We start from the raw sequence: 24,043 nt of genomic DNA on the forward strand, positions 1-24,043 counted from the left end.
AGCTGGCTCTCTTGCCTTTCTTGCCCGCCCCCTCTATATTCAAATTTGTTACTTTTGAATAAAGGAAGCACTCATGGCGACGACAAGCCTTAGCCTCGGAGAGCACTGGGAAGTCTTCATCAGAAACGAGGTCTCCAGCGGTCGCTACGGCTCCGCAAGTGAGGTTGTGCGTGACGCGTTGCGTGCCATGGAGGAACGCAAAAGCAAACTTGAAGCGCTACGTACTCATCTAGCCCAAGGTGCCGAGCAAGCAAGGGCTGGTGAATTCGTGGGTGATTTCTCGATGGATTCACTAATCAACGATTTGGATAGTGAAACGTAATGCCCACGTTTCATATCACACCTAGAGCGAGGGACGATTTAAAGAATATTGGCCGCTATACGGAGCGGCAATGGGGCAGGAGCCAACGTAATATCTATCTAAAAGATTTTGAAAAACGATTTCACTGGCTCGCAGAAAATCCACTATTAGGAAAATATCGCTCGGATATCAGCGAGAGTTATTACAGCTACCCCCAGGGCCAGCACGTTATCTTTTACCTGATTGGCCAAGGGGGCATTGAGATAATCGGCATTCCTCATAAAGAGATGGATATCGTCTCTTATTTTCTGCCTGATTGATCAGAGCCAATCATTTTGATACTGGGACACACTGGCGGGCAACCGAACAGAGCGCAGATGAACAGCTTTGGCGACAGTACTGATTGTGGCGGGAAGTGGTTAAACAACCACAACCGTAGGAATAGCAAACAGCCTAGCTATTAGCCTAGATATCAGACCAAACCCTAGCATCACCTCTCACCCAACACCTCACGCAGCCAACCAAGTAACGCTTCGCTGCCTGCGCGTTGAGGTGCACCCTGCCGAGTGTATAGGGCGATGGCATCATGCTGAGGCAAGCTCTCCGCCACCGGGCGGATCAGCTCACCACTTTCAATCATACGCTGCGTCGTCCGCCGCCATCCCAAGGCAATACCGTGACCAGCAACAGCCGCTTGAAGCAGCAGCGGGTAACTGTCGAAAACGGCACCCTCTGCTGATGAGGGTTCAAAGTACCCCATGGCACGAAACCAGTCATCCCACTCCAGCCAATCCGGCGGTTCAGCGTGGTGGTGCAGCAATCGATGGTTGAGTAACGCATTGAGACTCAGCGGCGGGGAGGCCCCGTTCAGGTAAGCGGGGCTGCAGACCGGAAAGATCTCGTCCTCGGCGCTAAACACCAATCGATGGCTGCCGCTGGGTCGTCCGTTGGTTTGCAGTGCAATGTCGAAGTTGCCACTAAATTCGGTAATCGGCCTTGTCGACGTCGCCAGCTGTATCTCAATTTCAGGGTAGCGACGATTAAAGTCAGCCAACTGAGGCATCAGCCAATAGAACGCTTCGCATAACTGGCAGAACAATACGACGCGCTTATCGTCGGGGTCGCCACGTAATTCCTGAGCGCCCGTGGCGATACTTTCCAGCGCCTGGGAGACCGTACGGCCAAACTCACGCCCCTCACGGGTAAGAAACACCCCGCGATTACGGCGCTCGAAAAGCGTCACACCAAGGTCTTCCTCCAGCGCACGGATCTGTCGGCTGATAGCCGCCTGGGTCAGGTGGAGCTCATCCGCCGCGCGTGAAAAACTCTCAAGCCTGGCCGCTGCCTCGAAGGGGCGCAGCGTCGCCAGTGGTGGAAGAGACTTGATGAAATTATCCATAATCTGAGCTCATGCATCGTAACGTATAAGTCGTTTGAAGCACTGCGAGAGGCAGCGGCATTCTAGAGCGGAATTCATCACTGGAATGCGCCAATGAAGGCCACCCCTGAACACGAAGATAATATCCTACAGGGCATAAGCCTTATCGTGGGGGCTGTCTTTCTGCTGGCGTTGACCGACGCCCTGGTTAAGTATCTGAGTGCCAGTATGTCGTTATGGCAACTCTATGTCATCGCCTCAACACTATCGCTACCGATACTACTTGGGTTGCTTATTGGTCATTCCGGAGCCCGTCCCAATGTAAAATCGCCACGTTGGGTGGCAATCAGAAGCTTGCTTCTATTGCTGATGTGGATAGCCTACTACACAGCTCTACCGCTGATTCCCCTCTCGGTGGCGGCGGTCGCCATTTACACCACGCCGCTGTTTATTGCCGTGCTGGCTGCTTTTGGGGCGGGCGAGTATCTCTCGCGGTTGGCATGGTTAGGCATCTTCTGCGGTTTTCTGGGTGTGGTGGTGGTATTACGCCCCGGCGACGACACCTTCACCCCTGCCACCCTTCTACCGATGCTCGCCGCCATCTTTTATGCGCTGGCTATGCTGGTGACACGCCACCACTGCCAAACAGAGCATCCTTTCATACTCACCTTGGGACTAAATCTAGCCTTTCTTACGGCAGGCAGTGTTTTCAGTGTGCTGGTCGCCATCAACAGCACCGCATCGCTCGCTGAACGCGCGCCCTTCCTGTTTACCGGTTGGCAACCGCTTGATGCCACAACGCTTGCGATCATCGGCGCATACGCCCTACTGCTGATTACTGTGAATACCGGTGTCGCCAGGGCTTATCAAATTGCCCCTTCGGCGTTGATTGGCACCTTTGATTACGCCTACCTCATCTTTGCCAGCCTTTGGGGCTACCTGCTATTCAGTGAAGTGCCCGATGCCATGACTTGGCTGGGTATGGGCATGATCTTAATGAGCGGTTTAATGGTGTTGCGCCAACGGCATACCTAAACGATGCTCAAACAGGCGAACCATCAGCGGTGAACTCTCCGGAATGTCCAGGTAGTTCATCGTTCATACTTTACAAGCACATTTTCAGGCTCTTCGACGTTGGGTGTGGAATTCCCGTATCAACTAGATGATCCACCACAGAAAGCAGATATGGAGTATTAAATTTGGTTCTGGCTAACTGAGCAGTGTCTCAAGTTCGCGTCGTTGAGCCGCATGCTTAGCAACGTTTTCGTTCTTAAGCTTTTCCAGATTGATGAGCTTCCAGCGCACGGCTGGCAGGTCCGCCGCCTGAGGGCGATCAATGGCATCAAAATCTGGGGAACACATCCTCCTTTGCAACATGCGGGAGAATGCGCACAAGTAGTTCGACCTGTGCTTGATAGGTTTCATGCGCCATCTCTGGCCTCCGCCGTTACAAACGCTTCAGGCACCATGATGCGATAGCGCGGATGTATCTTGCCCCCTTTCACCAGTGCGCGATCGCCACTGCCAAGGTTGAACTCTGCAGGATCGAGGCGCTTGCGCCAAGGATGGTCGTGACGATCCGCAAAGACAAAGAACAGCCGCTTGACCTTGATTTTCTTGCAACTGTGCAGCAACGCCGACAGTACTTTCGGCCGCAGTGTCGTCAAGCTCTCGAACACCATATCAAGGTTATGAAAACTTTCATGATTGGGTAATTCGTCCATGACTTCCATGACCGCCCGTTCAGGTGCCGACATCTTGAGCGTCCAGTCCCATGGCAACGCGTCTTCATCGTTGATGTTATTTTTAGCAAGCCCTACTAACGGGTCAGCGAACAGTGAGGTGCTGCGGGTCACGATGGGTGCGTTTAGCAGCTTGCTGAGCCAGTTGGGTGTGGCGTCGCCATATACCCAGACAGGCGCACTGCTGCCCAACCGCAGATAGTGATCGTAGCCCTGTTGGGCAAGTGCTGTTGTGCCACCGACATAGCTGTCGTAACCCATTATATGCTGCATGGATAGCAGGCAGGTTTTCCAATCAATTGGGGCCGACGTTGTTGTGTTCGGCGCGGGGCGTCGGAAGACGCCGCGGTTAACACGCTCCAGCCAGCCGTTATCAACGTATTTGCGAGCAAGGAAACGGCTGACACCGTGGCGTTCAAGCCATGCAGTATCGACCATGTACCCTGACGGTATGGCTTCAAGCATTCGCTTTAGTATTGCTTCTTTATGTGTACTCATGGTTCACAAATTAGCATTTAACTAAAGAAACCGCCACAACACCTCTTTGTTATCATCATATTTTGTGTACTTTTAGTTCACAAATAACTTATTTATTAAAGAACCGCGGCAAGGTGGGTCGCCAGCTTAACCGCCGTTAAAATCAGCGCCCGCTTGTACCCTAGATATGACCGAACTCCGGGAGCGCAGGGCAAACCCGCCTCCTGCAATAGCTCGATTTATGTCAGTTTGCGGATATCAAATACGAACGAGACGGCAGCAAGTCAAAACCGGAAGCGCCGCCTACTTTGAATATATGAATCTTCTGGAGACTGGCAATGGAACAACTAACAGGTGGCTGTCTCTGCGGTAAGATCCGAATCGTGGCCAATGGAGAGCCGCTCCGGGTAGGTATTTGCCACTGTATGGATTGTCGCAAGCATCACGGGGCGCTTTTCTATGCGGCGGCGGATTACCCCAAGCAAGCTGTCGTTATCGAAGGCGAACCACACAGTTACCGCCGGAGCTGACCGGGCCGGACGCCGATCAGTACGACATCATCGGTACCAAGACCACCTACCGGCTGGCCCAGCGGGCCTCAAGCTACGTAGTGCTCAAATACGAGCACCCGGTGTTTCGTCGTAAGGGCACGAACCAAAAACCGGTAGTCTACAACGTCTTCCAGTGGTGCCGCGATCAACTGGAACAGGGTGAACTGCTCAGCCGCGAAGCGAGCCTGCCGGTGTTAATGGAGGCTCGGTGGACACCCACCCTAAAAAATAGCTAACCGCTATTGTTCCAGTAAGCTTGATAGCGTCTTATCGTGCATGTCCTGTTTGCCTGCTGTTTGCCTGGCTTGGCCAGAGCGAACCGAGCGTCGATCGCGCCCAACCGGTCTCCGGTGCTCGCTCGACAAAACGCTGCCCTATCAACTGGTGCGCTTCCGGGCCAGGGTGCAACGCATCCGGCAGCGGCCAGCGCTGATGATCATCCGGACCATAAAGCTCGCAACCGTCAAGATAAAACAGCTGTTTGTCGGTGCTCATCCGTCGGTGGATCAACCCAGCCAACTGAGTACGGATCGATTGCAAGGTCAGCTTGCCGGTCGCGCTATCCTCATCGTTACCTGTCGCCTGAAAGCGAATCTGGCCCTGCGCCAACGCCTGGGCGTCGAATGCGCCCGGCCCCGGTGTGGTTTCGTGAATCGGGCAATACAGCGGTGATATCACCAACAGCGGCGTATACGGTTGCCGGTCACGGATCACATCGAGGAATCCCAGCACCGCCGGTCCAAAGGCACGCGCCCGCATCACATCGCTGTTCACCAAGTTGATACCCAGCTTCAAACTGATCAGGTCGGCTTCGCTCTGGGCAATTACCCGAGCGATAAAGGGATCCAGTAATGCACTGCCGCTGAAACCGAGATTGACCAAATCGAGCCCCGTCTGCATCGCCACCTGCGCCGGCCAGATGCCCGCGGCACTGGCGGCATTGGAACCCTGGCTGATAGAGCTGCCGTAATGTAACCAGATGGGTTGGTCCGATTCGGCATCGGTCAGCAATTCAGCATCGCTGCGCAGGTCGAACAGTTCAACGGTTTCGTTGTACGGCAGCCAGATGTCGACCTTTTTGTCGCCCTCGGGCAAACCATCAAAACGCAAACTGTTGATGTCGCCGCTTTGCTGGTGAGTCTTGCCGCTGCTTAGATCAAAACTGATTTCCGTGGCGCTCTTCGGTGTCGCCAGAGAATAGCATTGACCGTCGACGCACAGCTCAAACTGCCCCTCGGGTCGGCGCGGCATGCCGACATAACCAAAACGGGTGACCCGGGTATTCAGCTCTATCCACCTGGCTCGGGTGCGCAGGGTAAGACGCACACCGGCTGGCATGGACTCGGCCATGGCAAGGCCCGGGTCTGAATAATAATCACGCGCCCAGTTCGGCAAGCGATGCGGCACCAAAGCCTCACCGCGATATTCAATATCGGCGGCGCCTTTGATAAAGGCGGATTGCATGGGGGTAACCCAATCGGCAGAAGACGTTGTCATCTTGGCTCCAAAGCGAAACTGGAACATGAAATCAGACCGGCCAATGTCGTAACGCTTGGTCGAGCGCGTCCAGAGTGCGTTCCCAGGAGATCTGCGCCTCGACTGCGGTGTGTGCAAAACCACCGGCCGATTCGAGTGTGGTGTAACCCAGGAAAACACTGCCCAGAAAGCGGATGGCGTGAGTCTGTTCGTTATCGCTCAGACCATAGGCTTGTAACACGGCACCCAGCATGCGCGACAACTTAACCCCAGAACTGCTGGCGGCCACGGCATCGCTCAGTGGATAACGAGCGGCGACAAAACGTCCCGGATGCGCCTGAGCATAATCGCGATAAGCGTTGGCGAGCGCGATCAACGCATTTTTACCGGAGCGGCCGGCAATGGCTTCGCTAGCGCGGTCGGCTAGCTCATCAAGCGCCAATAGCGCCAAGCGGACTTTCAGGTCTTCAGAGTTTTTTAGGTGGGAATAAAGACTGGCGACTTTGACGTCAAACCGACGGGCGAGCGCCGACAGTGTGACCTGCTCAAAACCCAGATCATCGGCCATTTCGGCACCGGCCTGAGTCAACTTGAATGCTGTTAAACCTGCGCGACCGGCCATAACACCGTCTCCTGAATCAACCGGCGTGCAGGATATCCTATAGCCATTAGGTTTTCAATTAATACTTATAGCTTCTAGCGAAAGGCTCCGGAGACACCCATGCCTTATGAGCTTCGGAATATTCGACGTGAACATTGGTTGCCACCCTTCCCTGCCGTGGAGCGATATGACCGGGATCGGGAAGATTGTGCAGGTTCAAGGGCTGCCGCTTAGGTCAGAAGGCAAGCGGGTAATACTTTTGCAATACCAGATGCTGACAGCTCAATGGAGTGTATTAATGACTGGGATCGCCTACCTACTCTATTAAAATAAAGACTCTCTCATTCTAACTAATCCGAGCAAAGCCGCGTCTACACTTGCTCTAATTGCAGCCTACTCTGCCCGACGCTTATCCTCGAAACGCTTGCGGTATAGCGTTTATCCCAAGTGCTCATCCAAGTCCCTCGGTAACGTGATCTGATAAGTCGGGTGTAGACGACCACCGGGCACCAGAACGCGTTTACCGCTGCCGAGCACCCCATCTAACGAGATTCGATTTAGCCATGCATGCTGGTGCCGATTCGCCAAGTCGAGAAACAGTCGCTTAGCCTTGATGCTGCTGCAATGGCGCAGCAGCGCCGTCACGCGCCTTGGGCCCAGTGTTGCCAAACTCTGCATAAGCGTATCCGCAGTGAAATCAGGTACCGGCCAGTCAAACGGGGGCTTGCCGCAGAACTCAAATCGACCAGACATAGACAACTGACCAAGCCAACCAGGCGGTCGAGTAGACCCGTAAATCGTTACCGTGGCAGCTCCACCGAGCCGGAGATACCAGCCAACCGCTGGCGACATAGCGCGCCACAAGGCTTCTCGAATAGCCATGCGCCTGCAGCCAGCGGCTGGAGACTAAATCAGAGTCTCCTAGGCTGGCTAGCAAGTGGTTTAATTTTGATGATTTTGCTCACTCATAGTGAACATAATGCGGCTTTAAAAAACTCTGTCCTGTGAACGCAAGGTTTACCTAAAGGACTGTTTGATCACTATAGGTGAGCCTATTAGCTATATCCTGAACCCACGATATTACGCCTGCGTAAAAAGGGGCGTTTTCAACACTCACTCAAGAGTTGCTTACCCACGGAATTCAAAGGAATGTCTGCCATCCTCTGCACATAGACGCAAAAAGGGCAGTCACTTGGACTGCCCTTTCATTGGCTAACGGCCATTCTGATGATCAGCAGCCATGCTCGATGCGTTTGTTAAGCTGGGCTTGGTTGCTTGATTATGGCGTTAGGTATCGAACTGCGGTGAAGTGACGGGTGCCTGCGTTGACGGCTCTGCCATTGCCACCTCTGCGGAGGAAAGCTGTTTCGAAGGCTTGGTTAACAAATAAATCTGAGCGCCAATGCTGATAGGCAATAGGCTGAGCCCGATTGTTTTGGCCAGTAGAAACAGCCACTTATTATCATAAAACTCGTTTATTGCCAGCCAGAGCGTACCGCCTTCGATGACGACTATCAGGCCTATACCCCAGCATAAAATTGCCGCCGTAGCATCGGTAAAACTGTTCAATCGCTTGGCGACTAGCGTGAGGATCCAGATGCCTCCCAGGACACCCAGTAGCAGCAGACAAAAGCCACCGATCTGTAATATTGAATTGCCTGCCCCGTAGTAGTACGTACCATATAGGTTATTGAGACGCCAAACCGTGATGCCGCTAATTGCGACGCCCATCACGCCGATCACCAAGTGGGCTAACAGGTAACGGCGCAAGAAAGCCAGGCAGTCCAGTTGCTTCTCCGCAGGCATGTCCGGCCGCTGGCGCATGAGCGCATGTGACGGTTCATCATCGCGAAGAGAACGTAACGTGAACCCCATGAACAGTGCCACGATGCCTATTGTTGCCAACACCACTATCGATAGTAGCGGATACCCCAACTGCTCCTCCATACCATTCGTTGCCACCCAATGGATCATTTTGGCAATAGCCCCCAATGAGTAGGTGCCGATCCCGGCGAGACTACCCCAGCCTCGGCCGAAGGCATTGATACCCACGATGATGTGCAGAACGATCAACGCGAGATCAATGGATACGTACGGGGTGAAATAGCTAGTCCAAAAATCAACGTCAGAAAAGTAGCGTGGCGTCATGTCCCATAAGAAATATTCTTGACGCCAAAGAAGAGCATTACCTACCTGTATGCTCAATAACAGGTAGGCAGCCAGCCAGTAGCGGTGCCGGTCCAGGCGCGGCTCGTTTATAGAGCGGAACCAGTAAAGTTCTTTCAAGATGTGAAACATATCATTCCCTTGGAATTACAGTGACATTAGAGGTGGGCGTACAGTTGTTGAACAGCAAAACTGATAGTGACCAACAGTCGTTAAACCGAGTTTAAAAAATTTTCCAAACTTTAAAACCTCGACCACGCCCTCCCCAATAATACTTTGTCGCTACTATCCTTTGTAGCCTAATTATAATTATTTAAATACAATGACGCTTTATGCATTTATTAAGCGCTTCGACATTGGGTGTGGAATTCGTCTGCTCTACCCATATCACCTAGACGCTCCACCACAGACAAAGATCGCGCGGATGCTGGCGATCCACGGCTGTGTGCAACTTGCCGCCGAACAGGTCTTCGAAAGAGACGATCTGCATGTCTGCATAGCCGAACTCATCTTCAACGGCTTCGAAGACGGTAAGCGTTTCAGGATCGTGCAAGATGCCGTGTGTAACCGGCGAGGTTTCGACCTTGATCTCAGCACCGCCCATGCAAGCAAGAAGATCGGGGCTTGGTGGGCGCATTTAGTGGCAGCTTGCTGAGCCAGTTGGGTAGGCCTACTGCTACCGCTAGCCAAATCAAACAAATCAAATCAAATCAAATCAAATCAAATCATGAGCCGAGTATCGGTATGCTGAGTCATCTCACTCAGCACATGTCGGCCTACCTGATTCAACGGCTGCTTTTTAGGCCAGAAGGCAATCAGGTTCCGGTAACGTCGGGGGGATAACGGCAACGTCACCACGTTGGCCGTCGGCTTATTATTTAACGCCAATGTGGGCACCAGGCTCACGCCCACATCTCCAGCGACCATCTGCAATAACGTTCGCGTATCGCGTACCCAGAAATCCACCTGGAAGGTATCGACCTCCTCCAACGAGTGAGCAAATATCTGCTGGATCAGCGCCTCACAACCGCCTGACGACATAACAAGCGGGTGCTCCGACAGTTCCGCCACCGTCACGCTGGCTTGTTTGCTGAGTGGATGGCTTGCGGGCAGCACGGCAACAATCTCGTCCTTCTTTAATAGCTGCCAATCAAAGTGCTCACGCCAATAGGTTGGGTTCAACTGGGTGACATCGGTTGTGACGCCCATATTGATCACGCCGCTTTCCACCCACTCCTTTATCTCTTCTTCCATGCCCTCCAGTACAAGACTGATGGCGTCCGGGTAGCGGCTTGCAAAGTTCGCAAGCTGGAGCGACAACCAGCCAGATAAGGCGCTGGGAATAACGCCTATTTTCAGTGATTCATCCGCCTCATTATGAAACTGCCCCACCTGCTGGCTTAATACCTGAAGCTCACCCACAACCTTCCTGGCGCTAGTAAGCACTAACTCTCCTAACGCGGTGGGCACCAGCCCTTCTGGGCTTTTTATGATCAGCGGGCCGCCCGCCAGCTTCTCCAGCGCCTGCATGGAGTGACTCACACCCGACTGGCTAACGCCAAGGCGCTCCGCCGCACGGGTATAAGACTGTTCTTCCGCCACGGCCATCAGCGCGCGAAGTTGGGCAATGGAGATATCCGCCCCTCTGATCATCACAACTCCTCATGGCGACCATGACCTAATCGAGTTTCCAGCGGCATGTAAGCGGCTTCTATGCTGGCCCTTCCCTTATCATCGTGACCCGGAGCCCGCATGTCTATCGCCCTTGCGTTAAGCGCCATGGTACTGCTCGGCAGTACGCACTTTATCAATGGTTTGCTCGCCCGTTTTTACCCACCGCTCAACATTGCGTTTTATACCCATCTGGGCGGCGCGCTTGTCGGTTTTGCAGGCGCACTGCTCTTTTCCAACTGGGAGCCAAACGTGTGGATATGGGGCGCGCTGGCGGGCATCGGCTCCGCCCTTGGAGGATGGCTGCTTTACCAAGGGTTATCGGGGGCGCCCTTCGCCATCGTGGTGCCTGTTAGCGCTGTCGCGATGGTGACCATCGCCCTTGGACTCTCGCTGATTTTCCTGGGCGAGCGACCCAACGCGTGGGTATGGCTAGGCGTGATGATTGCCCTACCCGCCATATGGTTAACCGCGGGCGGGGGCAAACCGAGCAAAATGCGGATGAATAGCGGCACCAAAACGGGCCTGCTATTGGGTTTAGGCGCAGGCTTAGGATTTGCCTTGCAGCTTCACTTCCTTGGCCAAGTGCCTGAGCGAAGCGCTATCTATGGCATCGCCCTCTGCATGCTCAGCGGCGGCGTATGTTGTCTGCCCTTTTATCAACACGCACACCCAGTAAGAAAGCGCTTCCCACTGCTGGCAACCACAGCGGGCGGCATCAGTGCACTGGGGCTCACGCTGTATGCGCTATCACGGGAAGGACAACTTGCCATCATCAGCATCGTGATTGTGTCGATGTACCCGCTGATACCGGTCGTGTTTGGCTCGTTGGTGCGTAGGGAAAGGGTTAGCGGCGCCGGTATGGCAGGCGTGGCGCTTTCAATTTTGGCGATGGTGTTGATTGTGGCGGGCAGTGATTAAACAACCGCAACGGGAGAAGTAGCGAATAGCCAAGCTATTAACCCAAGAAGTCTAGATATCGATTGGCTTGGCGCGAGCACGTAGCGCACGGGCCACCGCTGCAAGCGCTTATTGGACTTGTACACGCAACGACGCGCCGCCACCTACGTTGAACGAGTCTTCAATGCGTTCAACATGACGAGGCAGTGTGTTGGGGGGAAGGTCGCATCTGTGGAAACACCGAATATCGTCGGCTTCATCGCTAAGGCGAATAGCGCCGCCCGTTCGAGTGCATAGAAAAGCAAACGCCACGGTTTCCTGCTCGGGCACAGAATAAACACCGACAAGGTAGTCGACTCTCACAACAAGGCCAACTTCTTCCAGAACTTCACGCTGTGCGGCTTTCCACGGCGCTTCCAGGCGTTCAACTTTTCCGCCAGGTAAATTCCATGCATCAAAATCTGTTCGATGACAAAGCAAAACCCTTGATGCATCGTCCAGAATGACTGCGAATGCCCCGAGATTATGCATCATAAATCTCCCTAGGTTTTGTACGAAAAGTTGGCTCTTAAGCAATGTCCGTCGAACGCGCGCCTTTCCTGTTCGCCGGTTGACAACCAAAGCGATATTGATCGTGGGCGCCTACGCCCCACAGCTGATCATTGTGAATACCAGGGTGGCAAGGGCCTATCAAATTGCCCCTTCGGCGTTGATCGGCATCTTTGATTACGCCTACCTCATCTTTGCCAGCCTTTGGAGCTACCTGCTATTCAGTGAAGTGCCCGATGCCATGGCTTGGCTGGGTATGGGCATGATTTCAATAGCGGGGGTGATGGTGTTACGGCAACGGCGTATTTAAAGCTGCAAAAGAATTGCACCGTCAGTCGGCCATTGCATCCACGCAGAACTCGATAGGTGCACAGTAGACATGCTATTCAGCCCTAAAAAACTTGATCATTTTAGCGGCGATTTCATCCGGTTGTTCCTCTAGAAAGTCTATTATTAAAAAATTGACAAAAAAGTCAATTTAAATTAAATATAAGAAAACCTTGGAGATCTTTATATGCCTGATGAGCCATTAACACCAATCACCTTCATATCTACTGCTATTGGTGGCATTGCTGCCGCTTTATTTGCTTGGACTAGAATCCTTTTACACCAAATTCCTGATTGGAAATATAAAAAGCAAAAACATAATTTAGATATTTTCGAAAAAATATGTTTAGCCTACGATGAATATAAGAAAAACTCCAGCAATGGCTTAACAAAAGCAAAATTAGAGTATTTTACTAACATCTACTGCGGATATTACATTCATAGCCGTCTGATAGACTTAGCATTTAAATCCGATAGCACAATAAAAACATTAGAGACTTTAACAAAACTAAAGGGAGAAATAATATACGAAGAAGGGAAAATAAAAAGAAGGTTTTGGACTTATTTTCCAGATAAAAAGACTTCAACTAAATGGCGGTGGATTTCGTTTGCTTTTTATGTTTTAGCAGCAGTAATGTTTTTTGGTTCTTTACCCATTCAAAATATAGGATTAATACCCTTACCGACTGCAATTGTACTCACCTTAGCAAGTTTAGTACCCGCATGGTTATGTTACGAAACAATGCAGCAATGCTTGAGACTTCAGAGACTTGATCATATAAAAATGATAATAAAAAAACATAAACCAAGCCTTTTACCAACAAAGTGTTAAAAGTAAGCTATCATTTTTTAAACTATGGCCTAATTTTTCAAAAATTATGTAATTTTATGCCCACCCTTTAGAGCTGACTATAGCCTTTGCAGCTCTAAAATAAATTACTTTATGGCTACAACTACTTAAATCGATTGCAAAGTCAGAACGATCATCGAAAGTTGGTATCTGGCAATACAGTGAAAAATGACTAGATGAGCATTTGGTCTACTTAGCATCCGAAATAGCACGCGGTGTTAGCTGCGTAGAGTGCGCATATATTTCAACTCGCCCAAACGGACGATAGCCAATGACCTCAAATAAAACTTGCATACATGAGAACACTCTCGGTGTGGCACAACTGTCGCCTTAACTGAGCATATAGCCTCTTTACAAAAAATATCTTTAATCTTAATAACCTCTGAAAGAATGAAGCTGACTGCTTAATTCGTTGTTATCTCGAATAAACTTAAGAAGAAACTCTTCCGTTATATACTCTTGCTTCCCGTTTTTATACTTTGTGGCCAAGATTTGATTATCTTTATCGTCAGACATACTGCTGCCTTCAGGTGCCGTAACCTGAAAGCTATGCATTATTCTATTTCTTGTTTGTATGATATTACTGAAATTATTGGCAATTTTGGTATTTGATTTTTTTGTGATGGTATCTTTTATAGGTTTGGAAAGCTCACCAGACGTGCAGTCTATCAAATTATACCAACTATATACACCTGAGGCATCATTTTTAAGTATATTTTCAATTATAAAACTATTATTAGAATTAAAAACGCAAACAGCACTCCCTAATAGCTCTCTATATTTTTTAGATGGCAGAGACTGTCGACTGTATGTTTCATACATTTTTATAGCACCCTTTTAACACAAATAGGAATTTCATACTATTCACAAAAAAAATAACCACAGAATAAAATTTAGAAAATATTCACTGCTACAGGATATGTAATTCTTATCATGTTAATAACGACAGTTTAATTAAATATTACTTAATAATATCAAACACTATACAAAATTACAATAAAGCCCCCGCGTTAAGCAGGTTTTTATAGATTTAAATACCTAACACACCTACCCATTCGTAGTGGAGGCCGTCGCCTACTACTCCAACGAATTTCACCGGCAGGAAGACCGCAAAGGCTTGGCTAGTTTTTCGTACGTAAGCGCTCCACTAACCCCATCTATTCACGCGTCGCTTAGACCGGCAATGTCTCTTTCCACTGCCAGGGCAGCAGCGTGTGGAGCTCATCATCGTCGAGGGCGGGCAGTGTCGCAAAGACGTACTGCAAGTAGTCGTAAGGCGAGAGGCCATTGGCTTTGGCGGTTTCGATCAGGCTGTAGATCGCCGCGCTGGCGTGAGCACCGCTCGGGGTGTGGCTGAACAGCCAGTTTTTACGCCCCACCACGAACGGGCGGATAGCGTTCTCTGCCGGATTGTTGTCGAACGGGATCAGGCCATCGTCCAGGAACCGGGTCAGGCGAGGCCACTGGTTATCTAGATAGTGTAGGGCTTTCCCCAGCGCGCTTTTGGGCAACACCTGGGCCAGTGACTTGTCGAGCCAGGTGCGCAGTTGATCGATCAGTGGGCGGCTCTTCTGGTCACGCAGCGCGTGACGCGTCTCAGGCTCAAGGGCCTTCGCCTGTTTTTCCACGCCGTACAGCTTACGGATCTGGTTCAGCGCCCAGTCGGCTTTGCCAGTTTTGCCTTTGGGCTGCACCTTCTGGGCCTCGATGAACTTGCGCCGGGCATGCGCCCAGCAGCCCGCATGGGTGATCCCATTGCGACGCACGATCTCGGCGTAGCCTTCATAGCCATCGGTGATTAAGCGCCCCGCATAGTCGCCCAGCAGGTCAACGGGCACCCGTCCGGCGCGGCTGGCGGCGTAGTCGAACAGAACGACTTGTTGTCCCGGCGGACCACCGCGCTGCACCCACATATACGAGGTGGCACTGGCGGCACGATCCGCTTCTTGATTCACCTGGAGCGTCGTCTCATCCATGTGGATCAGCGGGGCGTTTAAGAGGTGATGGCGCAACGTGTCGATCAACGGGGTGATCCGTTCTCCCGCCTGCACCATCCAGCGTGCCAGGGTATTGCGGGGGATCTCGGCGCCATGGCGGGCAAAGATCTGGCTTTGCCGATAAAGCGGTAGCGCGTCCTGGTATTTAGCCGTCGCGATATAGGCGAGCAGCGTGGCGCTGGCATTACTCTTGGGCAACAGTTTGGCGGGTGCTGGGGCTGTGTTGACGCCCTCTTCGCACGTCGGGCAGGCATATTTGTGTCGCACATGGCGGATCACCTCGATCCGCGCGGGCACCACATGCAACTCCTCGCTGACCTCCTCACCGATCACCTTTAGCGCGGTGCCGTCATCGTGGCAGTGGCGAGCATCGTCGGGCAGTTCATGGACGATCTCGACACGCGGTAGCTCTGGCGGTAGCGCAATACGCCCGCCGCGTGTACGACGCTTAGCAGGCGTGGCAGTGTCGATCGTCGCGTCATCAGCGGTGGCGTCGCACTCCGGTGCAGCATCGTTGTCTTCCTCGTCAACCGACACTTCCGCTTCATTGATAAGCAGATCTTGCTGGTCGACACGGTACTTCTCGGTGGAAGGGCCGAACTGACGCTCCAGGGCAAGCCGGAACTGTTCAAATAGCGACTGTTTGGTGGCTTCCCACTGCGCTTCCTTTTTTTCCATCAACGCCAATAGCCGCGCATTTTCAGCGTCAGCAGCGGCCAGCTTGCGCTCAAGCTGGGTAACCGTCGTCGAGGAAGAGGCCGTGTTTTTCATACCGCGTAGTATACCAAAAGCGCCACCAAAATAGGAGGCGATTTTGTTAGCCAACTCGCTGAAAATACAGCGCTTTGTGAGGCTTCATGGCCTTCAGGTCGTAGCCATCCAGCAGCCAGTTAAGCTCTTGGCCGGTTAACGTCACGGTCTCGCCATTAAGGTGCGTTGGCCATTTAAACCGCTCACGCTCCAAGCGCTTGTACCACACCACAAAACCGTTACGTTCCCAGAACAGCAGTTTCACTTTATCCCGCTGGCGATTACCGAACACGAACAGCGCTTGATCGAACGGGTTCAAGGCCATGGCTTCCTGAACCAGCAGTGCCAAGCCATCGATTTGCTTACGCATATCCACGGGCTCTCGGCACAGGTAAACCTTTAGGTCAGTGCCTGGACGAATCATGCGACCACCTCCACCGCGACAAACCGGGCGGGACGACAACGCGGTGGCACGGGGAAGCCTTGCACGATTAACCGATTTTCCCACGCCATCAGGTCGGCTAACGTCACTGCCTGTGCGTTGGCATATTCACTTAACGGCATCTGCAACGCGGCAGCATAAGACAGATGCCCTAACCAAAACGCTTGAGTGGGATTGAGTTCGCGGCTCATGATGATCTCCAAAGCAAAAGAGACCATCAGTGTGATCAGACAACGTTAATGTGGGTAGATGGGGTTTATGGCGCGCTTACTTTCGTACCAGCCGGAGGCGCGTAGTTCTTCGATGCAGATGGCGTCACGGAGGATGTCTGAAGTGACCCCCTCCAGAGCTGCACAGGCTATAGTGCAGCTCTGGAGGGGGTCACTTCAAAAATAGGCTAATTAAAATTTACACAAGGATGGTATAATCTACTATAGAGCACAGAACTTATAGCCAGTATCTTTATATGGTGGCTCACCAAATACTCTTTTGATTCTATTGATAAACACATTATTCCCAGGCGTGCCAATAGGGTATCCATGATAGCGACCATCCACATGCTGTGGAAACTCATACCATTGCTCATTAGTAAAGAAGTATACATATTTACTATGCAAAACTTGAAACCCATTATTCAAACAGTCTTGAGCTACAGAATCACTCAGATCCATTTTTGAATGTAGTTTTCCTGCTATCACTTTATCTTTTTTAATTTTATGTTTAGGGCTAGACTCATATCTTCGGGTATAATTTTCACAACAGGCATCAGTGATAATATTTATAACCTTAACTACTCTCAGGCCAGGAACTTCAATTTCAAAATATGAAGAATTATATGCTCCAGAATTTTCTGCCGATATTAAAGCATGAATAGATTCTCTTTCTTTTGACAAATAATAATGTAGAGAACTACCGTCAACGGGTTCTTTACAAACACTTTGAATTTCCTTTACATCTGCATTCAACTCAGAATTGTCTATAAATGGGCCTTGAACAACATTCGTTAACAAGACCGTTAACAAAGTCTGATCTTCTGGTTTTTTTGACTTAAGGAGTTCTATTTTAAATTGATCAATTGTCTTGTCGCCGATAAAAGGTCTACTTGCAAGTAGTCTAGTCCTTCGAACCGGTTCGTTTCCGGTTAGTTTTTTAGAGGCTAAGGAAGCAAACGCTATTTTTTTTACACAATATTTTGCCTCATCTAATGATTTAAATTGACCTTTAAAAGACAAGTCGTTAATAGATATTTCCATTAGAACAGCCTCATCAAATCTTTATTAATTTGATCAAAGAACCCATCATCTAAAGCAGTGAGATTTCCATCTGAATCAATATGAATTTCTTTTACACTTCTTTTTCCTGAGTTCTCTGTAACGGAATAAACAATATTATCTCTTTCAGAAAAAATATTGTCTTTCGCAAACACCCTTACACCGTTAATAATATGATCGCTGTGAGTCTCTATAATAACCTGAACACCAGTCTTTGACAGTTCACATAAAATTTTAATCAAATCAGATTGTGCTCTAGGATGTAAATGAACTTCAGGATTCTCTATTATCAAAGTGCCTCCTGGTTTAATTAATGAAGCACTGATAATAATGGGAAGAACATAACTCACACCAAAACCAATATTTATTGGTCTGATACTTTCGGAGCCAGAGGTATACATATTGTATACTCTATCAATCTCATCCGCCTCTATAACTTTCATTGAAAAACCGGGGCATACTCGCCGCATTGCCTCTCTAACTAGTGCATCTGTAAATATTACTTCATCTATCTTTTTTTCAGGGTTAATTAAATGAGAACATATATTTCTAGCAAACTTTTGATTATTGGCTGGTTTATCTTGATTATCATGGTAAGAGGATAAAGAAAATTGACCAAATATACCAATTTCGAGTCTATCTTTCTTAGGCCCCAACTCAAAACTAGATCTTGGCCCAAATCTTTCTGCGCACAAATAAACAAAATCATTTAAAAATAAATTTTCAATATCTGAAAGACCAGTCACACTATCAGATTGCAGTAAAAACTCTTTATCATCTAACTGTTTTGCAAAGAGTTTAATTTTGAACTCATTGATTTCAACTTTTATTTCATTATCAACTGGGTTATGGGTCAACAAATCTTTTATTTTCCCAAAACTGAACAACTCACCATCTAGCCTAAAAACACCTTCAGAAATATGTTCTAAGTTTTGCTTTATACTCAGTATCGATTGTATCGCTGTTGATTTACCTGCGGAGTTAGAACCGCAGAATATAGTCAAAGGCGACAATTGAAAAGATTGCTCACTAAAGCATTTAAAATTTTTAACATGTAATTTTTTAATCATTTCCTAACCGCTCCATTAAACTGCCAATTGTTGTTGACTCATTTACTCTTAAAGAAACATTAACGTTCAGAAATGAATTGCACACAAGATCTAAAAGACTATGTTTATATTTTTCATATCTATAGCTCTTAGACAAGTTCTTACCTATGGTATCAACATCAACAGAATAAACATTAAAAACATCATTCACTATTTCTTTTAATAAACTAATCTCTTCATTCAATCTGTAATCATCAAACTCCAGCATGAACATTAGTTTATTTATAGCAATTTCAAAACTATCTTCTAGTTTAATGTCAATATTTTCATAGCTTGGGTAACTGGATATATGGCTGCGAGAATATGAATAACTTTCCAGACTCATATTATAATCAATCACTTTTTTTTGCCGAACCATATATATTATTAACAAACAAAAAAGAACCTCAGCCTGAAGTTTCAAATAATTACTAAACGAGTGCCTTTTGTTTGAATTTCTATTTGATTTAAATCTATCAAAGACGCTTCCAACATATTTATCTAAATCGTTTGAAGCTCGCTTAAAAATAATATTTCTTGCTAATTGCGCGGCGTTACTACCATACTCATCTCTATTAATGCTTTCAACAAACAAACACTTCAACATTGGGTCTGAATCATATTGAATGACACTAAAACCTATTTCCATTTGCATAAAATGCTTTTGCTCAGCATAATAAACTTCCGAAAAACGCAAACCTTCAAGATGTTTCAAAATCCTCATTCCACTCAGACGCAAGCGATCATTTCTAAAAGCCAGTATATTAGATAATACCTCGAACCCGGATAATAACTGAGTTTTACCCAGAGCATCTTGCTCAGCCCAAATCATTTCTATAGGCAAGCCTAAGATTAAAGATTCTACAATTTTAGATTTCTTGATTCGGGACAATTGATGAGAAGATTCAATATATGGTTTAGGGTTTAGCCGACCTATCTCCACCATATGAATAAGGTAGTCTACAGACACCAAGCGTGTTTCTTGCTGTATACGAGAAGAACTATATCTCATCACTAGGCTCTTTTTTGTCTTAGTTGACAGAAAATTAAACACCAAAAATAGCTCAATAGAAGATGCAGTAAATTATGCCCTAAGACGCATGGAATTAAGCTAAATAATTTTCATTATTTTGCTAATGTGGGCCGATGCTCATTTAGATTGCACACCTGCCTGTTGATTTTATTCGTTAGAGGCTCTACCTTTTCATTTTTCATCTAATTTATTTCCTGGCGTAAGGCATTTAACACCGCTCGGAAGCTAAGCAAACAGAATGTAAGAAAACCGCGCTCACCTATTAAAGTTTTTTAAAGCACGTTCAGAACTTCTACATTATGTAATCGTAATAGTTCTATATGTGTTAGACAGGCCGCTGCTAACAAGCTAAAGAACTAGTCATCTCACTATTAAGTATACAACATACACCTATAATCTCGGTGATCTCTTTGGATAATCATATCACTGCCTCTCAGTATGTGACTAGCGAGCACTGCATTCCTAGTCCTTAATGGGATAATTTCTGAGCTAATTGATTTTTTCAGTAAGGTTCAAAACCCGCCTTTTCCAGCGGGTTTTTGCAAACGTCACTTACGATTATCCCTCACTCCCACTCAATAGTAGCAGGCGGCTTACTGGAGACATCATAAGTCACCCGCGAAACCCCAGCCAACTCATTGATAATACGGTTAGAGACCTTCTCCAGCAGCTCATAGGGCAGGTGGGCCCAGCGGGCGGTCATGAAGTCGATGGTTTCTACCGCGCGTAGCGCGATGACCCATTCGTAACGGCGGCCGTCGCCGACGACGCCTACGGATTTCACCGGCAGGAACACGGCGAATGCCTGGCTGGTTTTTTCGTACCAGCCGGAGTTGCGCAGCTCTTCGATGAAGATGGCGTCGGCTTCGCGGAGGATGTCGGCGTATTCTTTTTTGACTTCACCCAGAATACGCACGCCCAGGCCTGGCCCCGGGAAGGGGTGGCGGTAGACCATGTCGTAGGGCAGGCCGAGTTCCAGGCCGAGTTTGCGGACTTCGTCCTTGAACAGTTCGCGCAGCGGCTCGACCAGCTTGAGCTTCATGGTTTCCGGCAGGCCGCCGACGTTGTGGTGAGATTTGATCACGTGGGCCTTGCCGGTTTTGGAGGCCGCGGATTCGATCACGTCCGGGTAGATGGTGCCCTGGGCGAGGAAGTCGACGCCTTCAATTTTGCTAGCTTCTTCATCGAATACGTCGATAAAGGTGTTGCCGATGATCTTGCGCTTCAGTTCCGGGTCGTTTTCGCCTTTCAGCTTACCGAGGAACAGGTCTTCGGCGTCCACACGAATGACCTTCACGCCCATGTGCTTGGCGAAGGTTTCCATTACCTGGTCGCCTTCCGCTTTGCGCAGCAGGCCGTTATCGACGAATACGCAGGTCAGTTGGGTGCCAATCGCTTTGTGCAGCAGCGCGGCGACGACGGACGAATCCACGCCGCCGGAGAGGCCAAGCAGTACGTGGCGGTCGCCGACCTGCTCGCGAACACGCTGTACCTGGTCTTCGATGATTTGCGCGGGCGTCCAGAGTTTTTCGGCTTTACAGATATCCAGCACGAAGTGCTCAAGAATGCGCTGGCCCTGCAGCGTATGGGTGACTTCCGGGTGGAACTGCACACCGTAGAACTGCTTGTCTTCCCAGGCCATGGCAGCAATCGGGCAGCTGGGTGTGGAGGCCGTCACGGTGAACTGGGCGGGCACTTCGGCCACCTTGTCGCCGTGGCTCATCCATACGTCCAGCAGCGCTTTGCCGGTGGCGGCGTCTACGTGGTCTTTAATGCCGTTGAACAGCGCGTTGTCGGCGTCGATTTGAATCTGTGCGTAGCCGAACTCGCTCTGATTGGAACCGGCCACGCTGCCACCCAGCTGCTCGGCCATGGTCTGCATGCCGTAGCAGATACCCAACACCGGCAGGCCCATCTCAAACGCGCACTTAGGTGCGCGCGGTGAGTCCAATTCGGTCACGGATTCCGGCCCACCGGCAAGGATAATGCCGTTGGGGTTGTACTCACGGATCTCTTCTTCGGTGATATCGAAGGCGCGGACTTCGGAATAAACGCCGATCTCGCGCACCCGGCGGGCGATCAGTTGGGTGTACTGGGAGCCAAAGTCGAGAATCAGAATCTTATGGGCGTGAATGTCACTCATGGCAGGGTCTCGGTTAAGCGGTGCAGGGCCGCAGGTAAGGCCAAAAAGCAAGCGGCGAGCAATGCCCGCCGCGATGTATCTAAACGTGCTGGTTAGCTCACCCGGTAATTGGGGGCTTCTTTGGTGATCTGCACGTCGTGGACGTGGGACTCGTTAAAGCCAGCGCCGGTAATTTGGACGAATTCGGGCTTGGTACGCATTTCCTGGATATCGCGGCAGCCGGTGTAGCCCATGGAGGCGCGTAGGCCGCCCATCATCTGATGAACGATAGCGCTCATCATGCCTTTATAAGGAACGCGGCCTTCAATGCCTTCCGGCACCAGTTTTTCAGCGCCTTCGCTCTTATCCTGGAAGTAGCGGTCGGCGCTGCCTTGATTCTGCGACATCGCCCCCATGGAGCCCATACCGCGGTAGGCTTTGTAGGTACGGCCCTGATAAAGCTCGACTTCGCCGGGGGCTTCTTCGGTGCCGGCCAACAGGCCACCGACCATCACTGCACTGGCGCCCGCCGCAATCGCTTTGGCCAAATCGCCGGAGTAGCGGATGCCGCCGTCGGCGATCACCGGTACGTCTAACTCTTTCAGTGCTTCCGCCACATTGGAAACCGCGGTGATTTGCGGCACGCCAACACCTGCAACAACGCGGGTGGTGCAGATAGAACCCGGGCCAATGCCGACTTTAACGCCATCCGCACCGGCGTCGGCCAGTGCTTTGGCGGCCGCGGCAGTGGCGATGTTACCGCCAATCACTTGAATGGCCGGGAAATGCTCTTTGATCCAGCGAACGCGCTCAATCACGCCTTGGGAGTGGCCGTGGGCGGTATCCACAATGATCACATCCACGCCGGCTTCGGCGAGGGCTGCGACGCGGTCCGGGGTTTCCGGGCCGGTGCCTACCGCCGCACCCACTAGCAAGCGGCCGTCGCTGTCTTTGGCGGCCATCGGGTAGGTGCGGGCTTTTTCGATATCCTGGAAGGTCACCAAGCCACGCAGGTGGAAGGCGTCGTCAACGATCAGCATTTTTTCGATGCGGTGTTCGCGCATTTTGGCTTTGCTGGTTTCGAGATCGGTGCCTTCCTTGACGGTAATCAGCCGCTCGCGGGGCGTCATGATCGCTTCAACGCTGTCGCCGTGGTTGGGCTGGAAACGCATATCGCGCTCGGTCACAATGCCCACCAGGGTTTCGCCTTCAACCACCGGGAAGCCAGAAAAACCGTATTCGCGCGCCATGGCCAACAGGTCTTCGAGCTTGGCTTTGGGGCTGACGGTGACCGGGTCTTTTACAATCACGCTTTCGTGCTTTTTCACCTTGCGCACTTCAGCGGCTTGCTGGGTCATCGCCATACTTTTATGGATAATGCCAATGCCGCCTTCCTGTGCCATCGCAATCGCCAGACGCGCTTCGGTTACCGTATCCATTGCAGCGGAAACCAGCGGAATATTGAGGGTGAGATGGCGAGTCAGGCGGGTTTTAAGGCTCACATCCTTGGGGAGAACGTCGGAGAAGCCGGGCAGGAGGAGTACGTCGTCGAACGTAAGTGCTTCTTGGGCCATACGTAGCATAGCGGCAACACCCAATTTGAAGTGGAAGACGGGGCGTGAAAAGTTAATCCCCCATTATAACGGTTAGAGGGCCGCCCCAGCAATGTAGAGACGCCATTACGCTTATACCAATGGCTAATGACGTTTAATGGTAGGCTGATACGGCGTTAATGTAAGACGAAAAGGGGTCGATGGTGAGCCAAGAGATTATTGTATATAGCGACTACGTTTGCCCCTTCTGCCTGCTGGCGGAAGAGGTGATTGCCCAGGCCACCGAGGGCTTGGATGTTGAGGTTCGCTGGCGCCCCTTCGAGCTGCGCCCTGCCCCGGTGCCTACCTTAAAGGTAGAAGATCCATACCTGCCCCGCGTTTGGCGCGAGTCGGTTTACCCCATGGCGGAAAAGCTCGGCGTGCCCATCAAGCTGCCCACTATCTCCCCGCAGCCGCGTACCGACAAGGCCTTTGAAGTATTCGCCATGGCCGAAGAACAGGGTGCCGGCCACGCCTATTCGATGGCCACGTTAAAAGCGTTCTTCCAGCAGGAGCGCGATATCGGCGACCCGAATGTGCTGGCCGACATTGGCGAAGCTGTCGGGCTGGCGCACCAGGCGGTGCTCGACGCCCTCGCCGATGGCCGCTACCGCGAGCAGCATCAAGCGGCGCTGCGCCACGCGGTTGAAGAGGCGCACATCCAATCGGTGCCTACCTTGATCATCGGCGGTGAAACGGTTCAGGGCGTACCCGACCCGCTGGCTCTGCGACGCTTCCTCACCGAGCGCGCCTAACACC

At 50.5% G+C, this 24,043-nt stretch carries 29 protein-coding genes; 9 read left to right on the forward strand and 20 right to left on the reverse strand.

The window, feature by feature from the left end; genetic code table 11:
• Positions 1–73 precede the first annotated feature (73 nt).
• Both GA0071314_RS14255 and GA0071314_RS14260 read left to right on the forward strand, forming a co-directional pair.
• Entirely contained in the window at positions 74–322 is a 249-nt protein-coding gene (locus GA0071314_RS14255) for a type II toxin-antitoxin system ParD family antitoxin (protein ID WP_074397269.1), read from the forward strand.
• The gene (locus GA0071314_RS14260; RefSeq protein WP_074397270.1) at positions 322–621 is read left to right on the forward strand and encodes a type II toxin-antitoxin system RelE/ParE family toxin; all 300 of its coding nucleotides are present in this window, start codon (positions 322–324) and stop codon (positions 619–621) included. The genes GA0071314_RS14255 and GA0071314_RS14260 overlap by 1 nt, the downstream gene beginning before the upstream one ends.
• Positions 622–791: 170 nt before the next feature.
• Here the strand turns inward: GA0071314_RS14260 and GA0071314_RS14265 are convergent, their stop codons facing one another.
• Positions 792–1,700: a LysR substrate-binding domain-containing protein gene (locus GA0071314_RS14265; protein WP_074397271.1), complete on the reverse strand. Its 909-nt coding sequence runs from the start codon at positions 1,698–1,700 to the stop codon at positions 792–794.
• A 93-nt stretch (positions 1,701–1,793) separates the two neighbouring features.
• Between GA0071314_RS14265 and GA0071314_RS14270 the strand changes: the two genes are divergently transcribed.
• Positions 1,794–2,714 carry a DMT family transporter gene (locus GA0071314_RS14270; protein WP_074397272.1) on the forward strand — a complete coding sequence of 307 codons (921 nt, stop codon included), beginning with the start codon at positions 1,794–1,796 and terminating at the stop codon, positions 2,712–2,714.
• Between the two features lie 174 nt (positions 2,715–2,888).
• Here the strand turns inward: GA0071314_RS14270 and GA0071314_RS19540 are convergent, their stop codons facing one another.
• The gene (locus tag GA0071314_RS19540; protein WP_231896461.1) at positions 2,889–3,041 is read right to left on the reverse strand and encodes a hypothetical protein; all 153 of its coding nucleotides are present in this window, start codon (positions 3,039–3,041) and stop codon (positions 2,889–2,891) included.
• A gap of 59 nt (positions 3,042–3,100) precedes the next feature.
• Entirely contained in the window at positions 3,101–3,919 is an 819-nt protein-coding gene (locus tag GA0071314_RS14275; RefSeq protein WP_074397273.1) for a type IV toxin-antitoxin system AbiEi family antitoxin domain-containing protein, read from the reverse strand.
• 317 nt (positions 3,920–4,236) lie between these two features.
• On the opposite strand from GA0071314_RS14275, the gene GA0071314_RS19990 reads away from it, so the two are divergent.
• Together GA0071314_RS19990 and GA0071314_RS19810 are read left to right on the forward strand one after the other, a co-directional pair.
• Positions 4,237–4,428 carry a GFA family protein gene (locus tag GA0071314_RS19990; RefSeq protein WP_441316763.1) on the forward strand — a complete coding sequence of 64 codons (192 nt, stop codon included), beginning with the start codon at positions 4,237–4,239 and terminating at the stop codon, positions 4,426–4,428.
• A 101-nt stretch (positions 4,429–4,529) separates the two neighbouring features.
• Entirely contained in the window at positions 4,530–4,685 is a 156-nt protein-coding gene (locus GA0071314_RS19810; protein WP_231896462.1) for a hypothetical protein, read from the forward strand.
• A gap of 31 nt (positions 4,686–4,716) precedes the next feature.
• Here GA0071314_RS19810 and GA0071314_RS14290 read toward each other — a convergent pair whose 3' ends face one another.
• The 7 genes from GA0071314_RS14290 to GA0071314_RS14315 all read right to left on the reverse strand — a co-directional run bounded on the left by GA0071314_RS14290 (position 4,717) and on the right by GA0071314_RS14315 (position 10,345).
• Complete coding sequence (locus GA0071314_RS14290) at positions 4,717–5,946, reverse strand: SGNH/GDSL hydrolase family protein (RefSeq protein WP_074397274.1); 1,230 nt, start codon at positions 5,944–5,946, stop codon at positions 4,717–4,719.
• Between the two features lie 31 nt (positions 5,947–5,977).
• Positions 5,978–6,547 carry a TetR/AcrR family transcriptional regulator gene (locus GA0071314_RS14295; protein WP_074397275.1) on the reverse strand — a complete coding sequence of 190 codons (570 nt, stop codon included), beginning with the start codon at positions 6,545–6,547 and terminating at the stop codon, positions 5,978–5,980.
• Positions 6,548–6,964: 417 nt separating this feature from the next.
• Entirely contained in the window at positions 6,965–7,279 is a 315-nt protein-coding gene (locus tag GA0071314_RS19680; RefSeq protein ID WP_197668816.1) for a type IV toxin-antitoxin system AbiEi family antitoxin domain-containing protein, read from the reverse strand.
• The gene (locus GA0071314_RS19995) at positions 7,263–7,463 is read right to left on the reverse strand and encodes an AbiEi antitoxin N-terminal domain-containing protein (protein WP_197668817.1); all 201 of its coding nucleotides are present in this window, start codon (positions 7,461–7,463) and stop codon (positions 7,263–7,265) included. The genes GA0071314_RS19680 and GA0071314_RS19995 overlap by 17 nt, the downstream gene beginning before the upstream one ends.
• Positions 7,464–7,813: 350 nt before the next feature.
• Positions 7,814–8,824 (reverse strand): hypothetical protein, encoded by a 1,011-nt coding sequence (locus tag GA0071314_RS14305; RefSeq protein WP_074397276.1) that lies wholly within the window; start codon positions 8,822–8,824, stop codon positions 7,814–7,816.
• A 259-nt stretch (positions 8,825–9,083) separates the two neighbouring features.
• A complete protein-coding gene (locus tag GA0071314_RS14310) occupies positions 9,084–9,329 on the reverse strand; it encodes a nucleotidyl transferase AbiEii/AbiGii toxin family protein (RefSeq protein WP_082934266.1) in 246 nt (81 codons plus the stop codon).
• An 83-nt stretch (positions 9,330–9,412) separates the two neighbouring features.
• Complete coding sequence (locus tag GA0071314_RS14315) at positions 9,413–10,345, reverse strand: LysR family transcriptional regulator (RefSeq protein WP_231896463.1); 933 nt, start codon at positions 10,343–10,345, stop codon at positions 9,413–9,415.
• Positions 10,346–10,444: 99 nt separating this feature from the next.
• On the opposite strand from GA0071314_RS14315, the gene GA0071314_RS14320 reads away from it, so the two are divergent.
• On the forward strand, positions 10,445–11,284 hold the full coding sequence (locus tag GA0071314_RS14320) for a DMT family transporter (RefSeq protein WP_074397278.1): 840 nt from the start codon (positions 10,445–10,447) through the stop codon (positions 11,282–11,284).
• Between the two features lie 108 nt (positions 11,285–11,392).
• Here the strand turns inward: GA0071314_RS14320 and GA0071314_RS14325 are convergent, their stop codons facing one another.
• Positions 11,393–11,797: an NUDIX hydrolase gene (locus tag GA0071314_RS14325; RefSeq protein ID WP_074397279.1), complete on the reverse strand. Its 405-nt coding sequence runs from the start codon at positions 11,795–11,797 to the stop codon at positions 11,393–11,395.
• A 100-nt stretch (positions 11,798–11,897) separates the two neighbouring features.
• On the opposite strand from GA0071314_RS14325, the gene GA0071314_RS14330 reads away from it, so the two are divergent.
• Positions 11,898–12,122, forward strand: a complete 225-nt coding sequence (locus GA0071314_RS14330) for a hypothetical protein (protein WP_074397280.1) — start codon at positions 11,898–11,900, stop codon at positions 12,120–12,122.
• 204 nt (positions 12,123–12,326) lie between these two features.
• Entirely contained in the window at positions 12,327–12,971 is a 645-nt protein-coding gene (locus GA0071314_RS19545; protein ID WP_156524122.1) for a hypothetical protein, read from the forward strand.
• Between the two features lie 390 nt (positions 12,972–13,361).
• On the opposite strand, the gene GA0071314_RS14335 is transcribed toward GA0071314_RS19545, so the two are convergent.
• The 9 genes from GA0071314_RS14335 to guaB all read right to left on the reverse strand — a co-directional run bounded on the left by GA0071314_RS14335 (position 13,362) and on the right by guaB (position 23,275).
• Positions 13,362–13,811 carry a selenium binding protein gene (locus tag GA0071314_RS14335; protein ID WP_074397281.1) on the reverse strand — a complete coding sequence of 150 codons (450 nt, stop codon included), beginning with the start codon at positions 13,809–13,811 and terminating at the stop codon, positions 13,362–13,364.
• A 350-nt stretch (positions 13,812–14,161) separates the two neighbouring features.
• A complete protein-coding gene (gene tnpC, locus GA0071314_RS14345; protein ID WP_074398367.1) occupies positions 14,162–15,757 on the reverse strand; it encodes an IS66 family transposase in 1,596 nt (531 codons plus the stop codon).
• A 46-nt stretch (positions 15,758–15,803) separates the two neighbouring features.
• A complete protein-coding gene (gene tnpB, locus GA0071314_RS14350) occupies positions 15,804–16,160 on the reverse strand; it encodes an IS66 family insertion sequence element accessory protein TnpB (RefSeq protein WP_074394877.1) in 357 nt (118 codons plus the stop codon).
• The gene (locus tag GA0071314_RS14355) at positions 16,157–16,369 is read right to left on the reverse strand and encodes a hypothetical protein (RefSeq protein WP_074394876.1); all 213 of its coding nucleotides are present in this window, start codon (positions 16,367–16,369) and stop codon (positions 16,157–16,159) included. The genes tnpB and GA0071314_RS14355 overlap by 4 nt, the downstream gene beginning before the upstream one ends.
• 240 nt (positions 16,370–16,609) lie before the next feature.
• Positions 16,610–17,431, reverse strand: coding sequence for a hypothetical protein (locus GA0071314_RS19550; protein WP_156524123.1), 822 nt, complete (start codon positions 17,429–17,431; stop codon positions 16,610–16,612).
• On the reverse strand, positions 17,431–18,519 hold the full coding sequence (locus GA0071314_RS14360; protein WP_074397282.1) for a DUF3696 domain-containing protein: 1,089 nt from the start codon (positions 18,517–18,519) through the stop codon (positions 17,431–17,433). The genes GA0071314_RS19550 and GA0071314_RS14360 overlap by 1 nt, the downstream gene beginning before the upstream one ends.
• Complete coding sequence (locus GA0071314_RS14365; RefSeq protein ID WP_074397283.1) at positions 18,512–19,549, reverse strand: hypothetical protein; 1,038 nt, start codon at positions 19,547–19,549, stop codon at positions 18,512–18,514. The genes GA0071314_RS14360 and GA0071314_RS14365 overlap by 8 nt, the downstream gene beginning before the upstream one ends.
• Positions 19,550–20,135: 586 nt before the next feature.
• On the reverse strand, positions 20,136–21,713 hold the full coding sequence (gene guaA / locus GA0071314_RS14370) for a glutamine-hydrolyzing GMP synthase (protein WP_074397284.1): 1,578 nt from the start codon (positions 21,711–21,713) through the stop codon (positions 20,136–20,138).
• 92 nt (positions 21,714–21,805) lie between these two features.
• Positions 21,806–23,275: an IMP dehydrogenase gene (gene guaB / locus GA0071314_RS14375; RefSeq protein WP_074397285.1), complete on the reverse strand. Its 1,470-nt coding sequence runs from the start codon at positions 23,273–23,275 to the stop codon at positions 21,806–21,808.
• A 170-nt stretch (positions 23,276–23,445) separates the two neighbouring features.
• Here guaB and GA0071314_RS14380 point away from each other — a divergent pair, with 170 nt between their 5' ends.
• On the forward strand, positions 23,446–24,039 hold the full coding sequence (locus GA0071314_RS14380; RefSeq protein WP_231896464.1) for a DsbA family oxidoreductase: 594 nt from the start codon (positions 23,446–23,448) through the stop codon (positions 24,037–24,039).
• The last annotated feature ends 4 nt before the right edge of the window (positions 24,040–24,043 follow it).

Source organism: Halomonas sp. HL-93, from assembly GCF_900086985.1.
Classification (GTDB): domain Bacteria; phylum Pseudomonadota; class Gammaproteobacteria; order Pseudomonadales; family Halomonadaceae; genus Vreelandella.

Coding starts and splice junctions, on each gene's coding strand:
- GA0071314_RS14260 (WP_074397270.1), top strand. CDS start 322: ATGCCCACGTTTCATATCACACCTAGAGCGAGGGACGATTTAAAGAAT.
- GA0071314_RS14365 (WP_074397283.1), bottom strand. CDS start 19,549: ATGAGATATAGTTCTTCTCGTATACAGCAAGAAACACGCTTGGTGTCT.
- GA0071314_RS19545 (WP_156524122.1), top strand. CDS start 12,327: ATGCCTGATGAGCCATTAACACCAATCACCTTCATATCTACTGCTATT.
- GA0071314_RS14380 (WP_231896464.1), top strand. CDS start 23,446: ATGGTGAGCCAAGAGATTATTGTATATAGCGACTACGTTTGCCCCTTC.
- GA0071314_RS19990 (WP_441316763.1), top strand. CDS start 4,237: ATGGAACAACTAACAGGTGGCTGTCTCTGCGGTAAGATCCGAATCGTG.
- GA0071314_RS19540 (WP_231896461.1), bottom strand. CDS start 3,041: ATGTGTTCCCCAGATTTTGATGCCATTGATCGCCCTCAGGCGGCGGAC.
- GA0071314_RS14290 (WP_074397274.1), bottom strand. CDS start 5,946: ATGACAACGTCTTCTGCCGATTGGGTTACCCCCATGCAATCCGCCTTT.
- GA0071314_RS14320 (WP_074397278.1), top strand. CDS start 10,445: ATGTCTATCGCCCTTGCGTTAAGCGCCATGGTACTGCTCGGCAGTACG.
- GA0071314_RS14305 (WP_074397276.1), bottom strand. CDS start 8,824: ATGTTTCACATCTTGAAAGAACTTTACTGGTTCCGCTCTATAAACGAG.
- GA0071314_RS14325 (WP_074397279.1), bottom strand. CDS start 11,797: ATGATGCATAATCTCGGGGCATTCGCAGTCATTCTGGACGATGCATCA.
- GA0071314_RS19550 (WP_156524123.1), bottom strand. CDS start 17,431: ATGGAAATATCTATTAACGACTTGTCTTTTAAAGGTCAATTTAAATCA.
- GA0071314_RS14295 (WP_074397275.1), bottom strand. CDS start 6,547: ATGGCCGGTCGCGCAGGTTTAACAGCATTCAAGTTGACTCAGGCCGGT.
- GA0071314_RS14255 (WP_074397269.1), top strand. CDS start 74: ATGGCGACGACAAGCCTTAGCCTCGGAGAGCACTGGGAAGTCTTCATC.
- GA0071314_RS14310 (WP_082934266.1), bottom strand. CDS start 9,329: ATGCGCCCACCAAGCCCCGATCTTCTTGCTTGCATGGGCGGTGCTGAG.
- GA0071314_RS14275 (WP_074397273.1), bottom strand. CDS start 3,919: ATGAGTACACATAAAGAAGCAATACTAAAGCGAATGCTTGAAGCCATA.
- tnpB (WP_074394877.1), bottom strand. CDS start 16,160: ATGATTCGTCCAGGCACTGACCTAAAGGTTTACCTGTGCCGAGAGCCC.
- GA0071314_RS14355 (WP_074394876.1), bottom strand. CDS start 16,369: ATGAGCCGCGAACTCAATCCCACTCAAGCGTTTTGGTTAGGGCATCTG.
- GA0071314_RS19680 (WP_197668816.1), bottom strand. CDS start 7,279: ATGTCTGGTCGATTTGAGTTCTGCGGCAAGCCCCCGTTTGACTGGCCG.
- GA0071314_RS14315 (WP_231896463.1), bottom strand. CDS start 10,345: ATGATCAGAGGGGCGGATATCTCCATTGCCCAACTTCGCGCGCTGATG.
- GA0071314_RS14270 (WP_074397272.1), top strand. CDS start 1,794: ATGAAGGCCACCCCTGAACACGAAGATAATATCCTACAGGGCATAAGC.
- GA0071314_RS14335 (WP_074397281.1), bottom strand. CDS start 13,811: ATGTATGAAACATACAGTCGACAGTCTCTGCCATCTAAAAAATATAGA.
- tnpC (WP_074398367.1), bottom strand. CDS start 15,757: ATGAAAAACACGGCCTCTTCCTCGACGACGGTTACCCAGCTTGAGCGC.
- guaB (WP_074397285.1), bottom strand. CDS start 23,275: ATGCTACGTATGGCCCAAGAAGCACTTACGTTCGACGACGTACTCCTC.
- guaA (WP_074397284.1), bottom strand. CDS start 21,713: ATGAGTGACATTCACGCCCATAAGATTCTGATTCTCGACTTTGGCTCC.
- GA0071314_RS14360 (WP_074397282.1), bottom strand. CDS start 18,519: ATGATTAAAAAATTACATGTTAAAAATTTTAAATGCTTTAGTGAGCAA.
- GA0071314_RS14265 (WP_074397271.1), bottom strand. CDS start 1,700: ATGGATAATTTCATCAAGTCTCTTCCACCACTGGCGACGCTGCGCCCC.